The organism is Isoptericola sp. NPDC056573 (assembly GCF_042793335.1).
In the GTDB taxonomy this organism is placed as follows: Bacteria; Actinomycetota; Actinomycetes; order Actinomycetales; family Cellulomonadaceae; genus Isoptericola.
Window position 1 is genome coordinate 88,601 of the sequence record NZ_JBHTUY010000003.1, and the last position, 13,529, is coordinate 102,129.

General features: G+C 74.8%; 12 protein-coding genes. 10 read left to right on the forward strand and 2 right to left on the reverse strand.

The window, feature by feature from the left end; all coding sequences use genetic code 11:
* Positions 1-361 precede the first annotated feature (361 nt).
* From ACFQ8E_RS05525 to ACFQ8E_RS05545, 5 genes are all read left to right on the forward strand, one after another.
* Positions 362-913, forward strand: coding sequence for a nucleoside deaminase (locus tag ACFQ8E_RS05525; protein ID WP_430549580.1), 552 nt, complete (start codon positions 362-364; stop codon positions 911-913).
* A gap of 27 nt (positions 914-940) precedes the next feature.
* Positions 941-2,431 (forward strand): NCS2 family permease, encoded by a 1,491-nt coding sequence (locus ACFQ8E_RS05530; protein WP_430549581.1) that lies wholly within the window; start codon positions 941-943, stop codon positions 2,429-2,431.
* A gap of 63 nt (positions 2,432-2,494) precedes the next feature.
* Positions 2,495-3,724: an XdhC family protein gene (locus tag ACFQ8E_RS05535; RefSeq protein ID WP_430549582.1), complete on the forward strand. Its 1,230-nt coding sequence runs from the start codon at positions 2,495-2,497 to the stop codon at positions 3,722-3,724.
* Complete coding sequence (locus tag ACFQ8E_RS05540) at positions 3,715-4,569, forward strand: FAD binding domain-containing protein (RefSeq protein WP_430549583.1); 855 nt, start codon at positions 3,715-3,717, stop codon at positions 4,567-4,569. The genes ACFQ8E_RS05535 and ACFQ8E_RS05540 overlap by 10 nt, the downstream gene beginning before the upstream one ends.
* The gene (locus ACFQ8E_RS05545) at positions 4,566-7,514 is read left to right on the forward strand and encodes a molybdopterin-dependent oxidoreductase (RefSeq protein ID WP_430549584.1); all 2,949 of its coding nucleotides are present in this window, start codon (positions 4,566-4,568) and stop codon (positions 7,512-7,514) included. Before ACFQ8E_RS05540 ends, ACFQ8E_RS05545 begins: the two co-directional genes overlap by 4 nt.
* 21 nt (positions 7,515-7,535) lie before the next feature.
* Here the strand turns inward: ACFQ8E_RS05545 and ACFQ8E_RS05550 are convergent, their stop codons facing one another.
* On the reverse strand, positions 7,536-8,180 hold the full coding sequence (locus ACFQ8E_RS05550; protein ID WP_430549585.1) for an NTP transferase domain-containing protein: 645 nt from the start codon (positions 8,178-8,180) through the stop codon (positions 7,536-7,538).
* Positions 8,181-8,361: 181 nt separating this feature from the next.
* On the opposite strand from ACFQ8E_RS05550, the gene ACFQ8E_RS05555 reads away from it, so the two are divergent.
* On the forward strand, positions 8,362-9,522 hold the full coding sequence (locus tag ACFQ8E_RS05555) for an SPFH domain-containing protein (RefSeq protein ID WP_430549586.1): 1,161 nt from the start codon (positions 8,362-8,364) through the stop codon (positions 9,520-9,522).
* Positions 9,519-10,595, forward strand: coding sequence for a hypothetical protein (locus ACFQ8E_RS05560; RefSeq protein WP_430549587.1), 1,077 nt, complete (start codon positions 9,519-9,521; stop codon positions 10,593-10,595). Before ACFQ8E_RS05555 ends, ACFQ8E_RS05560 begins: the two co-directional genes overlap by 4 nt.
* 3 nt (positions 10,596-10,598) lie before the next feature.
* Here ACFQ8E_RS05560 and ACFQ8E_RS05565 read toward each other — a convergent pair whose 3' ends face one another.
* A complete protein-coding gene (locus tag ACFQ8E_RS05565; protein ID WP_430549588.1) occupies positions 10,599-11,036 on the reverse strand; it encodes a winged helix-turn-helix transcriptional regulator in 438 nt (145 codons plus the stop codon).
* Between the two features lie 158 nt (positions 11,037-11,194).
* Between ACFQ8E_RS05565 and ACFQ8E_RS05570 the strand changes: the two genes are divergently transcribed.
* The 3 genes from ACFQ8E_RS05570 (at position 11,195) to ACFQ8E_RS05580 (ending at position 13,479) form a co-directional block, all read left to right on the forward strand.
* Entirely contained in the window at positions 11,195-12,076 is an 882-nt protein-coding gene (locus tag ACFQ8E_RS05570; protein WP_430549589.1) for an SDR family oxidoreductase, read from the forward strand.
* 85 nt (positions 12,077-12,161) lie between these two features.
* Positions 12,162-13,139, forward strand: a complete 978-nt coding sequence (locus ACFQ8E_RS05575) for a bile acid:sodium symporter family protein (RefSeq protein WP_430549590.1) — start codon at positions 12,162-12,164, stop codon at positions 13,137-13,139.
* Positions 13,140-13,191: 52 nt separating this feature from the next.
* Complete coding sequence (locus tag ACFQ8E_RS05580) at positions 13,192-13,479, forward strand: DUF3175 domain-containing protein (protein WP_430549591.1); 288 nt, start codon at positions 13,192-13,194, stop codon at positions 13,477-13,479.
* The last annotated feature ends 50 nt before the right edge of the window (positions 13,480-13,529 follow it).

Genomic DNA, 13,529 nt, shown 5'->3' on the forward strand with positions numbered 1-13,529 from the left:
TCTAGGAACTGCACCACCAGCAGCGACAGCCCGTGTCCATCATGTGGGACCACGATGCGAGACGGAGTTCATCGCGACGAAACACCCGCGATACGGAATTGTGATTCCAAAACGCTTGTGGCGTCGGTCACCGAGTGTTAGCGTCGCGCTTGCCTACGGCGGGCCCGGGCCGTGCGGACGTCGACGTCGACTCCCGCGCGGTGATCGACGAGATCGATCCGACACCGGCAGCTATCTACCAGGCGGCATGAAGGACAACTCGCCTGCAGCGACCCGCCGAGCGCCCGGTCTCCACCGGGTCCTCGAAGGGCCGACGGACCCGAGCACCCGGGGGCCGCTGCCCGAACCGTGGAGACTCACCATGGACCGCAATGCCGTGATCAACACCCAGGCACCCGGCACGGCCGTCGCTCCGGCCGTCCATCCGGCCGCAGCACACCTCGAGAAGGCCGTCTCCCTGGCCGTCGACAGCGTGGCGAACGCGGGCGGCCCCTTCGGAGCCGTCGTCGTCACCCGTGACGGCCGCGTCGTCGAGGGCAACAACCGCGTCACCCAGGACAACGACCCCACCGCGCACGCGGAGGTCACCGCCATCCGGCGCGCCTGCGCCGAGCTCGGCACGTTCGACCTGTCGGGGGCCGTCCTCTACTCGAGCTGCGAGCCGTGCCCCATGTGCCTCGCCTCCGCCCTGTGGGCGCGCGTGGACGCCGTCTACTTCGCCGCCGACCGCCACGACGCGGCCGCCGCGGGGTTCGACGACGCCGTGTTCTACGACTTCTTCGCCTCCCGGCTCCACGCCGCGCCCGAGACCCGGGCCGCCGGCGGGGTGATGACCGTGCGCCACGAGCGCACCGGCAGCGCCGTCGCGCCGTTCGACGCGTGGCGTGTCCTCGAGACCCGCGTCGACTACTGACGCGCGGGCCGGAAAGGACACAAGGACGTGACCATCCTGGGAACGCGGCGGGACACCGCCGAGAACGACAAGACGCCCTCCACCGGCGCCGGCCGCGGCGTGCTGGAGCGGCTGTTCAAGATCACCGAGCGAGGATCCACCACGGGACGCGAGATCCGTGGCGGGCTGGTGACCTTCTTCGCGATGGCGTACATCGTCATCCTCAACCCCCTCATCCTCGGCGGCACCAGCGCCGAGAACGCCCCCACCGACGTCGCGGGCGGCTGGCTCGCGACGGCCCAGGTGGGCGCCGTCACCGGCCTCGCCGCGGGCGTGCTGACCATCCTGTTCGGACTCGTCGCGAACCTGCCGTTCGCGCTCGCGGCCGGGCTGGGGATCAACTCGTTCCTCGCCGTGGCCGTGGTCGGCGACGTGACCTGGCCCGAGGCCATGGGCCTGGTGCTCATCAACGGCCTGCTGATCGTGCTGCTCGCCGTCACCGGCGCGCGGTCGGCGATCTTCAACGCCGTCCCGCGCCAGCTCAAGGCCGCGATCACCGTGGGCATCGGCCTGTTCATCGCCTTCATCGGCTTCGTCGACGCCGGCTTCGTCACCCCCACCGAGGGCGGCCCGCCGGTGCAGCTCGGCGACGGGGGGTCCATCACGACCGTCCCGACGATGATCTTCGTCCTCGGGCTGCTGCTCATGGGGATCCTCGTGGCGCGCAGGGTCAAGGGCGGCCTGCTCATCGGGCTCGTCGCGACCACGGTCGTGGCGATCGTCGTGGAGGCCGTGCTCCAGCTGGGCCCGGCCGGCGCCGACAACCCGGGCGGCTGGCACCTGTCGGTGCCCGCGCTGCCCGACTCGCTGGTCTCCGTCCCGGACCTGTCCCTGCTGGGCCAGTTCAGCTTCGGCGCCTTCGACCGCATCGGGGCGCTCGCGGCCACGATGCTCGTGTTCACCCTGTTCTTCACGAACTTCTTCGACGCGATGGGCACGATGACGGGGCTCGCCAAGCAGGGCGGGCTGGCCGACAAGGACGGGAACTTCCCGAGGATCAAGTCGGCGCTGGTCGTCGAGGGCGTGGGCGCCGTCGTCGGCGGCGCGACGTCGTCGTCGTCGAACACCGTGTTCGTCGACTCGGCGGCGGGCGTCGGCGAGGGGGCCCGCACCGGCCTGGCGTCGGTCGTGACGGGCGGCCTGTTCCTGGTCGCCATGTTCCTCACGCCGCTCACCGCCGTCGTGCCGATCGAGGTCGCCAGCGGCGCCCTCGTGGTGGTCGGCGCGATGATGATGCGGGAGATCAAGGAGATCGACCTGGGCGACTTCTCCGTCGCCCTGCCGGTCTTCCTCACGGTCGTGACGATGCCGTTGACGTACTCCATCGCCAACGGGATCGGGATCGGCTTCATCACGTGGGTGCTGCTGCGGTTCGCCTGCGGCCGGGCGCGCGAGGTGCACCCGCTGCTGTGGGTGGTCGCCGCGGGCTTCCTCGTGTACTTCGTGCGCGGCCCGCTCTCGGCGGCGATCGGCGCCTGACGACGATGTCGGTCGGGCCCGCCGTGACCCGGCAGGTCCGACCGGCGGGGAGGGACCCCTGAGATGCTCACCCTGGCTGACCAGCTCGCCGAGTGGCTCGTGCCCGGCGCGGAGCCGTTCGCCGTCGCGACCGTCGTCGGCGCGTCCGGCTCGGTGCCGCGGCCGGTCGGCACCGCGATGGCCGTCCGCGCCGACGGGGCCGTGATCGGCAGCCTCTCCGGGGGCTGCGTGGAGGCGGCCGTGCACGCGGCCGCGCTCGACGCGATCGCCGTCGGCGAGTGCCACCGCGAGACCTTCGGATACTCCGACGACGACGCGTTCGCCGTCGGGCTCACGTGCGGCGGCAGCCTCGAGGTGCACGTGCAGCCCGTGCGCCCTGGCGACGAGGGCGACCCCGCCGCCGTCGCCCTCGCCCGCCTGGCTGCCGCCGGCGGCGGCTCCGCCGCGCTCGTGCGCCGGCTCGACGTCGCGCGCCCGACCGCCGTCGTCCTGCGGGACCTGTCAGGGCCAGCGGGAAGTATGCCCGGCGCCGGCCCTGACAGCTCGCTACGAGGGCTGGTCGACGACGGCGCGCTGCCGGCCGTGTCCGCCCAGGTCGCGGCCGTGCTGCGGGCGGGTGGCGCCGCGACCGTCCACGCGGCGCCCGGCGTGCCCGACGGCGCGTGCGACGACGGCGCCCCGGAGGAGCCCGTGACGCTGCTCGTCGAGACCCGGCTCCCGCCGCCGCGCTTCGTCGTCGTCGGCGCCAACGACTTCGCGGGCGCGCTCGTGCGTGCCGTGCACCTGCTCGGGTACCGCGTGACGCTCGTCGACGCCCGCGAGGTGTTCGCCGCGCCGCGCCGGTTCCCGCAGGCGGACGAGGTGGTCGTGGACTGGCCGGACCGTTACCTCGCGGCCGAGGCCGCGGCCGGGCGGCTCGACGCCCGCACCGCGGTCGCCGTCCTCACCCACGACGTGAAGTTCGACGTCCCGACCCTGCGGCTCGCGCTCGGGCTGCCGCTCGCGTACGTGGGGGCGATGGGCTCGCGCCGCTCGCACGCCCAACGGATCCAGGCCCTGCGCGACGAGGGCGTCACGCCCGACCTGCTGGCGCGGCTGCGCTCGCCGATCGGGCTCGACCTCGGCGCCGTGACGCCGGAGGAGGTGGCCGTGTCGGTCGTCGCCGAGCTCGTCGCGGTGCGCTACGGGCGGGACGCCGCCGTCCCTCTCAGCCGCACGGACGGGCCGCTGCACGCGGCCCGCGGCACCATCCCCGGCACGACCCGGAGCAAGGAGCGTCCCCGGTGGACATGAACACCGTCACCGACCTGGTCCCCACCGCCGACCCCGCCGACTGGCGCGAGGGCGACGCGTGGCTGGCGGGCGGCACCGTCCTGTTCTCGTACGGCAGCCAGACGCTGCGCCGCCTGCTCGACCTCACGAGCGCCGGCTGGCCGGCGCTCACGGTGACCGACGACGGGCTGGAGATCGCCGCGACCTGCACGGTCGCCGAGCTGTACGCCTTCCCGGCGGCCGCGGCGTCGGCCCCGGTGCGCGCCGCGTGGCCCGCGCTCGCCCTCGTGCGCCCGTGCTGCGACGCGTTCGTCGCGTCGTTCAAGATCTGGAACACGTCGACGGTCGGCGGGAACGTCGTGACGTCGTTGCCCGCGGGGCCGATGACGTCGCTCACCGCGGCCCTGGACGGCGTCGCCGAGGTGTGGGGGCCGGGCGGGGCGCGGCGCGCCGAGCCCGTGGCCGAGCTGGTCACCGGCGAGATGCGCAACACCCTGGCACCGGGCGAGCTGCTGCGCGCGATCCGGCTCCCGGCCGCCGCGCTGCGCGCCCGCACCGCCTTCCGGCGGCTGTCGCTGTCGAACCTCGGCCGCTCCGGCGTGCTGCTGATCGGGCGGCTCGACGCGCCCGCCGACGGCGGCGCGCTCGTCATCACCGTGACCGCGTCGACCCGCCGGCCGGTCCGGCTGCGGTTCCCCGCCGGCGCGCACCCCGACGCCGCGGGACTGGCCGCCGCGATCGACGCCGCGATCCCGTCCGACCTCTACCACGACGACATCCACGGCCTCCCGGCCTGGCGTCGTGACATGACCTACCGGCTCGCGGAGGAGATCCGCGCCGAACTGACCGACGGAGGCCGGCGATGACCGACGCGACCACCCGCCCCACGACCCTCTCCCCGGGCGCCTCGCCCGTGCTCCGGGTGGACGGCCGCGACGTGGACGCCGTGCCGCGCGCCGGCCAGTGCCTGCGCACGTTCCTGCGGGAGCAGGGCTCGCTCGGCGTGAAGAAGGGCTGCGACGGCGGCGACTGCGGCGCGTGCACCGTGCACGTCGACGGGGTGCCCGTGCACAGCTGCGTGTACCCCGCGCGGCGCGCGGCCGGGCGCGAGGTGACCACGATCGCCGGGCTCGCGGCCACGGCCGAGGAGCCCACCGCGGAGGGCCTGCACCCGGTGCAGCAGCAGTTCCACGACGCGCAGGGCTTCCAGTGCGGCTTCTGCACCGCCGGCATGATCATGACTGCCGCGACCTTCGACGACGACCAGCGCGCGAACCTGCCCCGCAGCCTCAAGGGCAACCTGTGCCGGTGCACGGGCTACCGGGCGGTCGCCGACGCGGTGCTCGGCGACGACGCGTGCGGCACGGCCCACCCGGCCGGGGCCGCGCCCTGCGACCACGCCCACGACGGGTGGACGCCGCAGCGCTCCCGCGGCGTCGGGGACCGGGCGGCCGGCTCCGCCGCGTCGGGCACTGCGTTCGGCACCTCGGAGCCCGCCCCCGCGAGCCGCGGCGTGGTGACCGGCCAGGTGCGCTACACGCTCGACGTCGACCCGGAGGCGTACCCGGGCCTGCTGCACCTCAAGCTGGCGCGGTCGCCGCACGCGCACGCGCGGATCCTGTCGATCGACACGGCCGACGCGCTGGCGGTGCCCGGGGTCCACGCGGTGCTCACGCACGAGGACGCGCCCGCCGCGCGGTTCAGCACGGCCCAGCACGAGCTGTGGACCGACGACCCGGACGACACCCGGGTCCTCGACGACGTCGTGCGGTACGTCGGGCAGCGGGTGGCCGCCGTCGTCGCGGACTCGGTGGCCGCGGCGGAGGAGGGCGTGCGCCGGCTGCGCGTCGAGTACGACGTGCTGCCCGCGCTGATCGACCCGGAGCAGGCGATGGCGCCCGGGGCCACGCTCGTGCACCCGGACCTGGACGCCGCCACCGCGCGGGTGTCGCGGCCGGACGCCAACGTTGTCGCCGAGCTGCACAGCGAGCTGGGCGACGTCGAGGCGGGCCTCGCGGAGGCCGACGTCGTGCACGAGGCGACGTACCGCACCCAGCGCGTGCAGAACGCGGCGCTCGAGACGCACGCCGCGATCGCGTCCTTCGACGACGACGGCCGCCTCGTCGTGCGGTCCTCCACCCAGGTGCCGTTCCTCGCGCGCCGCCACCTCGCGCGCGTGCTGGACCTGCCCATGGACCGCGTGCGCGTGGTGTGCGAGCGCGTGGGCGGAGGCTTCGGCGGCAAGCAGGAGGTGCTCGTCGAGGACGTCGCCGGGCTCGCGGCCCTGAAGCTCGGACGCCCCGTGCAGCTGGAGCTCACGCGCACGGACACGTTCGTCGGCACGACGACGCGGCACCCGTTCCGCATCAAGGTCCGTGCCGGCGCGCGCCGCGACGGGACGCTGACCGCGCTGCACCTGGACGTGCTGAGCAACACGGGCGCGTACGGCAACCACGGGCCGGGCGTGATGTTCCACGGCTGCGGCGAGTCGATCGCCGTCTACTCCTGCGCGAACAAGAAGGTCGACGCGCACTGCGTCTACACGCACACGCTGCCCGCAGGCGCCTTTCGTGGATACGGGCTGAGCCAGATGATCTTCGCCGTCGAGTCGGCGATGGACGAGCTGGCCCGGCAGCTGGGCATGGACCCGCTGGAGCTGCGGCGCCGCAACGTGGTGCGCCCGGGCGTGCCGATGCTGTCCACCGCGCCCGAGCCCGAGGAGGACGTGCTGTACGGCAGCTACGGCCTCGACCAGTGCATCGAGCTGGCCGACGACGCGCTGGCCCGCGGTCGCGCGCGCGACGTCGCGGCGTACGGCGCGGACCCGGCCGACCCGGCCGAGTCCCCGCTGCCGTGGCTGGGGAAGGAGTGGGGCGTCGGCGAGGGCACGGCCCTGTCGATGATCGACACCGTGCCGCCGCGCGGCCACGTGTCGCACGCCCGCGCCCGGCTGCGCCCCGACGGCGTGGTGGAGGCCGAGGTCGGCACCGCCGAGTTCGGCAACGGCACCACGACCGTGCACGCGCAGCTCGTGGCCAGCGCGCTGGGGCAGCGGGCGGCCGACGTCGTCGTCCGGCAGTCCGACACCGACCTGGTCGACCACGACACCGGCGCCTTCGGGTCCACCGGCACGGTGGTGGCGGGCAAGGCGTCGCTCGCGGCGGCGACCGAGCTCGCCGAGCGCGTGCGGGTGGTGGCGTCGTCGCTCACGGGCACGCCGTCGGCAGACTGCACGCTGGTGCCCGGCGGGGTCGAGTACGGCGGCGGCTCGGTGGTGCCGCTGGCCGAGGTGGCGCGCCATGCCCGGGCCGCGGGCGTGCGGCTCGAGGCCGAGGGACGCTGGGGCGGCACGCCGCGGTCCGTCGCGTTCAACGTGCACGGCTTCCGCGTGGCCGTGCACCGCGGCACCGGCGAGATCCGCATCCTGCAGAGCGTCCAGGCCGCCGACGCCGGGGAGGTCGTCAACCCGCGCCAGTGCCGCGGCCAGGTGGAGGGCGGCATCGCCCAGGCGCTCGGTGCCGCGCTCTACGAGGACGTCGTGATCGACGACACGGGCCGCGTCACGACCGACATCTTCCGCCAGTACCACCTGCCCACCTTCGCGGACGTGCCGCGCAGCGAGGTGTACTTCGCCGACACCTCGGACTCCACCGGGCCGATGGGGGCGAAGTCCATGAGCGAGAGCCCGTTCAACCCCGTCGCCCCGGCGCTCGCGAACGCGCTGCGGGCTGCGACAGGGGTGCGGTTCACCGAGCTGCCGCTCGCGCGCGACAAGGTCTACCTGGGCATCAAGGCGGCCGCGGCGTCGTGACCGCCGGGGCCTCGTGGACGGTCAGGCGAGCAGGTCGAGGTCGGCCTCGGTGTCGACGTCGCGCCCGTCGCCGGGGTGCGTGACGACGTCGATCAGGTCGGCGTGCGCGCGCAGGAACGCGCGCGCCCCGGCGTCGCCGACGGCGCTCGCGGCGGCCGGCGCGGCGAGCGCGGCGTCGAGGACGAGCGGGTGCGACCAGCGCGGCCGGTCCCGGTCGGGAGCGTCGGCCCAGTGCGACGCGGTGACGCGGCCGGGGCGGTGCGCGGCCAGCAGGCGCGCGACGTCGTCGGGCGTCACGCCCGGCTGGTCCACGTGCGCGACGACGAGCCGCGCCGGCGGCACGTCGTCCCGCGGCTCCAGCGCGGCCGCGACGCCGGCACGCAGGGACGAGGCCATGCCCGTGGCCCAGCCGGCGTTGAGCACGACGCGGACCTCGGGGCCGTCGAGCGACGCCGCGGCACGCACGCGCTCCGCCCCCGCGCCGAGCACGACGACGGCCGCGTCGCACCCGCCGGCGAGCAGGGCAGCCGTGACGTGCTCGACGAGCGGGCGGCCGCGATGGGGCAGGAGCGCCTTGGGGCCGCGTCCCAGCCGTGTCCCCGCGCCGGCCGCGAGGAGCACCGCGACGTCGGAGGTCCGGTCCGGGAGCGGGGGCGCGGCAGGCACCCGGCCAGGATAGGTCGCGGGCGGGTGCGCTCGGGCGCCGCCGGGCCGACCCGCGGCGACCTGGGGATTTTGCCGGGACTTGGCCCCGTCATCGGCGGCGGCAGACACCGCTATGCTCAGCGCGGCCCAGCGGCCGCGCGACTCGAACTTCCCCGACCCGCACGACACCGAAGGATTCCGGATGAGCTTCTTGGAGAAGCTGCGTGGACAGCTGATCGACATCGTCGAGTTCCTCGACGAGAGCCGGGACACGATCGTCTGGCGCTTCCCCCGCCAGGGCAACGAGATCAAGAACCAGGCCAGGCTGGTCGTGCGCGAGGGGCAGGCGGCGGTGTTCGTCAGCGAGGGCCGCCTCGCCGACGTCTTCGGCCCGGGCACGTACACGCTGGAGACGAAGAACCTGCCGATCCTGTCCACGCTCCAGGGCTGGAAGCACGGGTTCAGCTCGCCGTTCAAGGCGGAGGTCTACTTCGTCGCGACCCGCCAGTTCACGGACCTCACCTGGGGCACCCAGAACCCGGTGATCCTGCGCGACCCCGAGCTCGGGGCGGTCCGTGTCCGCGCCTTCGGCACCTACGCGCTGCGGGTGGTGGACCCCGCCGCGCTCCTGCGGCAGCTCGTGGGCACCGACCCGCAGTTCCGCACGGACGAGATCGGCGACTACTTCCGCAGCCTCGTCGTGGGCCGGCTCGGCCCGGCGCTGGCCGAGGCGGGCGTCGCCGTGATCGACCTCGCCGCGAACCAGCGCGAGATCGCCGGCCGCCTGGCGGACCAGCTCTCCGAGGACCTGACGGAGTACGGCGTCGCCGTGCCGCGGTTCGTCCTCGAGAACGTCTCCTTCCCGCCGGAGGTCGAGGCGGCGCTCGACAAGCGGACCCGGATGGCCGTCGTCGGCGATCTGGACCAGTACACGAAGTTCCAGGCGGCGACGGCGATCGAGACCGCCGCCGCCAACCCGGGCGGGGCCGGCGAGGGCCTCGGCTCGGGGATGGGCGTGGGGATGGGCCTGGCGATGGGGCAGCAGATGGCCCAGGCGCTGGCGCCGTCGGCGCCGCCCGCGGCGGCCGCGCCGCCGCCCGCGGGCCCGCCGCCCCTGCCGGTCGCCGAGTCCCCGTGGTTCTGGTCGGCCGCCGGGTCGCAGGCCGGCCCGGGCACCGCGGTGGACCTCGCCGCGCTCGTGGGTACCGGCGACCTTACGCGCGAGACCCTCGTGTGGCAGCAGGGCATGGCCGCGTGGACGCCGGCCGGGCAGGTGCCCGTGCTCGCCCCGCTCCTCGCGGCGACACCGCCCCCGCTGCCGCCGCAGGCGGGGCCGTCGAGCGGGACCGGGGCCCGGTCGTGAGCGAGGTGCGGGACGACCTCGTGCGCACGCGCTGCGACGCGTGCGGTTCCCAGCTCGCCTACGTGCCCGGTACGCAGCACCTGCGGTGCGGGGCGTGCGGCGGTGAGGTGGAGATCGTCCACGCGGCGGGCGACGCCGTCGACGAGCACTCGTTCGACGCGTGGGCCGCAGCGCAGGAGGGGTCGCGCGCGGGCCTCCTGGAGGACCGCCTGCTCACGTGCGACGGGTGCGGCGCGACGACGCGCGGCACGGACCTGTCCGCGGCCTGCCGCTTCTGCGGCGGCCACCTCGTCGCGGTCGCGGAGGCGGACGGGCTCGTGCAGCCGGAGGCGGTCGTCCCGTTCGGCGTGGAGCAGGCGCGGGCACGCGAGGCGTTCCGCCGGTGGGTGCGCTCGCGACCGTTCGCGCCGAGCGAGCTCAAGAAGGTCGGCGACACGGAGTCGCTGCACGGCTCGTACGTGCCCCACTGGACCTTCGACGCCGAGACGTCGTCGTCGTACACGGGTCAGCGCGGCGACGAGTACCACGTCACCGTGAAGGACGGCGACGAGGAGCGCCAGGAGCGGCGGGTGAGCTGGACGCCGGTCTCGGGCCGGGTCGAGCGGTCCTTCGACGACGTCCTGGTCCCGGCCTCGTCCCAGGTGTCCGAGACCGATCTGCGCCGGCTCGGGCCGTGGGCGCTCGAGGACGCCGTGCCGTTCCGGGCCGAGTACCTGGCCGGGTACTCCGCGGCGCGGTACGAGGTGGAGCCCGCCGCCGGCCTCGAGCGGGCCAAGGCGACGATGGCGAAGGCCATCACGGCCGACGTCCGGCGGGACATCGGTGGCGACGAGCAGCGGGTCGGCTCGGTCGCGACGGCATACACCGACGTGATGTTCAAGCTGGTCCTGCTCCCGCTGTGGATCGCGACCTACGTGTACGCGGGCCGGCAGTGGCAGGTCATGGTCAACGCGAACACGGGGCAGGTGGTCGGGAGGCGGCCGTTCAGCGCGGTGAAGATCGCGGTCGCCGTGCTCGTCGTGCTCCTCGTCGTCGTCGCGCTGGTGCTCTGGTACGTGACCTCGCGGACGTGAGGCTCAGGCGTCCCGGCGCGCGTCGTACGCCCGCTGGGCCGCGCTGACCTCGTCGACCGAGCCCTCGAGGACGTCGAGGAGCCCGACGAGCCGGTCGGCGACGCGGCGGCCGAGGTCGGTGAGCGAGTACTCGACGTGCGGGGGGATGGTCGTGCGGACCTCCCGGGCGACCATGCCGTCGCGCTCGAGCGTCTGCAGCGTCTGGGCCAGCATCTTCTCGCTCACACCGTCGATCCGGCGGCGCAGCGCGTTGAAGCGCACGGCGCCGTCGCGCAGCCCGGCCACGGTCAGGACGCCCCAGCGGCCGGTGACCGCCTCGAGCGCCTGGCGCGAGGTGCAGCCGCGGGAGAACACGTCGGCGATCATCGCGTCGGTCGGGCCCGGGGCGACGTCGTCGCTGCGGACGTCGTCGAGAGCGGCTGCGGGGGAGTCGGTGGTCACCCGCCCAGGATACGGCGCGGCGCGGAGGCGGGCACTGTGACGATTACCGCACCTGCCGCGGGTTGGCACTTACGAAAAGTAAGTGCATGCTGGCGGGGTCGGCCCGGCACGGGCCGGCCGCGATCCCGACCTGAGCCTGCCTCCGAAGGAGCATCACCATGACCATCGCCGTCACCGGTACCAGCGGCCACCTGGGCCGCCTCGTCGTCGAGTCCCTCCTCGCCCGGGGCGCCGCACCCGCCGACGTCGTGGCCCTCGCCCGCTCGACGGCGAAGGTCGCCGACCTCGCGGGGCCGGACGGGCCCGGCGTCGTGGTCCGCGAGGCCGACTACGACCGCCCCGAGACCCTGGTCCCCGCACTCGACGGCGTCGAGGTGCTGGTGCTCGTCTCCGGCTCCGAGGTCGGCCGCCGGGTGCCGCAGCACCAGGCCGTGATCGAGGCGGCCAAGGGCGCCGGCGTCCGCCGCGTCGTCTACACGAGCGCCCCGCACGCCGACACCTCGCCCCTGATCCTCGCCCCCGAGCACAAGGCGACCGAGGAGCTGCTCGCGGCGTCGGGCCTGGCCACCACGGTGCTCCGCAACGGCTGGTACACCGAGAACTACCTCGGCGACGTGCAGCAGGCGCGCGAGACGGGCGAGATCGCGCGCAGCGTCGGGGACGGCCGCGTCGCCAGCGCGAGCCGCGCGGACTACGCCGAGGCCGCGGCCGTCGTCGCCCTCGACGCGCGCCGTGACGTCGCCCACGACGGCGCCGTCTACGAGCTGTCCGGCGACGTGGCCTGGGACTTCGACGAGCTCGCCGCCGCGTCCGCCGAGGTCGTCGGCCGGCCCGTGACGTACCGGCGGCTCACCGCCGACGAGCACCGCGAGCAGCTGCTCGCGGCAGGCCTGGACGAGGGCACCGCCGGGTTCGTCGTCGCCCTCGACGGCGACACGCGCGCGGGCCTGCTCGCCGAGACGTCGGGCGACCTCGCCCGCCTGATCGGTCGCCCCACCACGCCGCTCCTCGACGGGCTGCGCCAGGGCCTGGAGGCCTGACCCGGCGGTCGGCGGCCGGCGGCACGGCACCCGCACCCCGCGGACGTGTCCGTGCCCCGGGCGCGAGACTCCCTACACTCGCCCGGTGCGTCGTGTGCTGAGCCGTTGGGTGGACCCGTTCGTCGTCACGCTGGTCGTGGTGATGGTGCTGGGGCTGGTGGTGCCCGTCGGCCCGGGCGTGCAGCAGGTCGTCGACGTCGCGGCCGACGTCGCGGTGACGATCCTGTTCCTCGTCTACGGCGCGCGCCTCTCGACCCGTGAGGTGTGGGCGGGCCTGCGCAACTGGCGCCTGCAGGGCGGCATCCTCGTCGCCACGTACGTGCTCTTCCCGGTGCTCGGGCTCGTCGTCGCGTGGGCGATCACCCCGCTGGTCGGCGCTCCGCTCGCCGCCGGGATGCTCTACCTGTCCCTGCTGCCGTCCACGGTGCAGTCGTCGGTGGCGTTCACGTCCGTGGCGCGCGGCAACGTGGCGGGCGCGATCTGCGGGGCCACGGTGTCGAACGTGCTCGGCATGGTGCTCACGCCGCTGCTGGTGCTGTGGCTCATGACCGACGCGGAGGGCGGGAGCGCCACCGCCGGCCACGGCCTCGACGGGCTGCAGACGGTGCTGCTCCAGCTGCTGCTCCCGTTCGTCGTGGGTCAGCTGCTGCAGCCCTGGGTGGGCGACCGGGTCCGCGCGCGGCGCTGGCTCACCCTGTCGGTCGACCGCGGCACCATCCTCGTCGTGGTGTTCTCCGCCGTGGCGGCGGCGAGCTCCGCGGGCGTGTGGGCCGGCATCTCCGGCTGGGCGATCGTGGCGCTGCTGGTGGTCAGCGGCGTGTTCCTCGCGATCATGCTGGGCCTCACGTGGTGGGGCGGGGCGGCCCTCAAGCTGCCCGCCGAGGACCGGATCGCGCTGCTCATGTGCGGGTCCAAGAAGTCCCTCGCCACCGGCCTGCCCATGGCCAGCGTGCTGTTCCCCGTCGCCGCGGCGGGCGTGATCGCGGTCCCGGTGATCATCTTCCACCAGCTCCAGCTCGTGGTGTGCGCCGTGCTCGCGCGCCGTCTCGCGCTGCGCGACTGAGCGGCGCCGGCGGGGCTGCGAGCATCCTGGCCCCGCGTCTAGCGTCGAGGGCATGACGAAGGGCGACGACGGCGAGCGGTGGTCGCAGGACGTGACCGAGCACTCCGACGCGCTCGACCTCGAGGACGACGTCTTCACCTGGGACGACCCGGCGCACATCGCGGCATCCCTGAAGCGGTCGGCCGAGGCGAGCGACCGGCGCAAGGGCTCGGCGTACCGCTCGGCCATGTCGATGCTGACGTTCTACGTCAACCGCGCCGGGAAGACCCTCCCCGCCGCGCAGCGCGACGTCCTCGAGCGCGCGAAGGACGAGCTGCGCAAGGCGTTCGGGCGCGCCTGAACCCGCCTCGGCCGAACGCGACCCCGGTGAGCTCCTCGGCATCGCCCACG

Excerpts from the sequence above, each read along its gene's own strand:
- ACFQ8E_RS05570 (WP_430549589.1), top strand. The coding sequence starts at position 11,195 with ATGACCATCGCCGTCACCGGTACCAGCGGCCACCTGGGCCGCCTCGTC.
- ACFQ8E_RS05580 (WP_430549591.1), top strand. The coding sequence starts at position 13,192 with ATGACGAAGGGCGACGACGGCGAGCGGTGGTCGCAGGACGTGACCGAG.
- ACFQ8E_RS05525 (WP_430549580.1), top strand. The coding sequence starts at position 362 with ATGGACCGCAATGCCGTGATCAACACCCAGGCACCCGGCACGGCCGTC.
- ACFQ8E_RS05545 (WP_430549584.1), top strand. The coding sequence starts at position 4,566 with ATGACCGACGCGACCACCCGCCCCACGACCCTCTCCCCGGGCGCCTCG.
- ACFQ8E_RS05535 (WP_430549582.1), top strand. The coding sequence starts at position 2,495 with ATGCTCACCCTGGCTGACCAGCTCGCCGAGTGGCTCGTGCCCGGCGCG.
- ACFQ8E_RS05555 (WP_430549586.1), top strand. The coding sequence starts at position 8,362 with ATGAGCTTCTTGGAGAAGCTGCGTGGACAGCTGATCGACATCGTCGAG.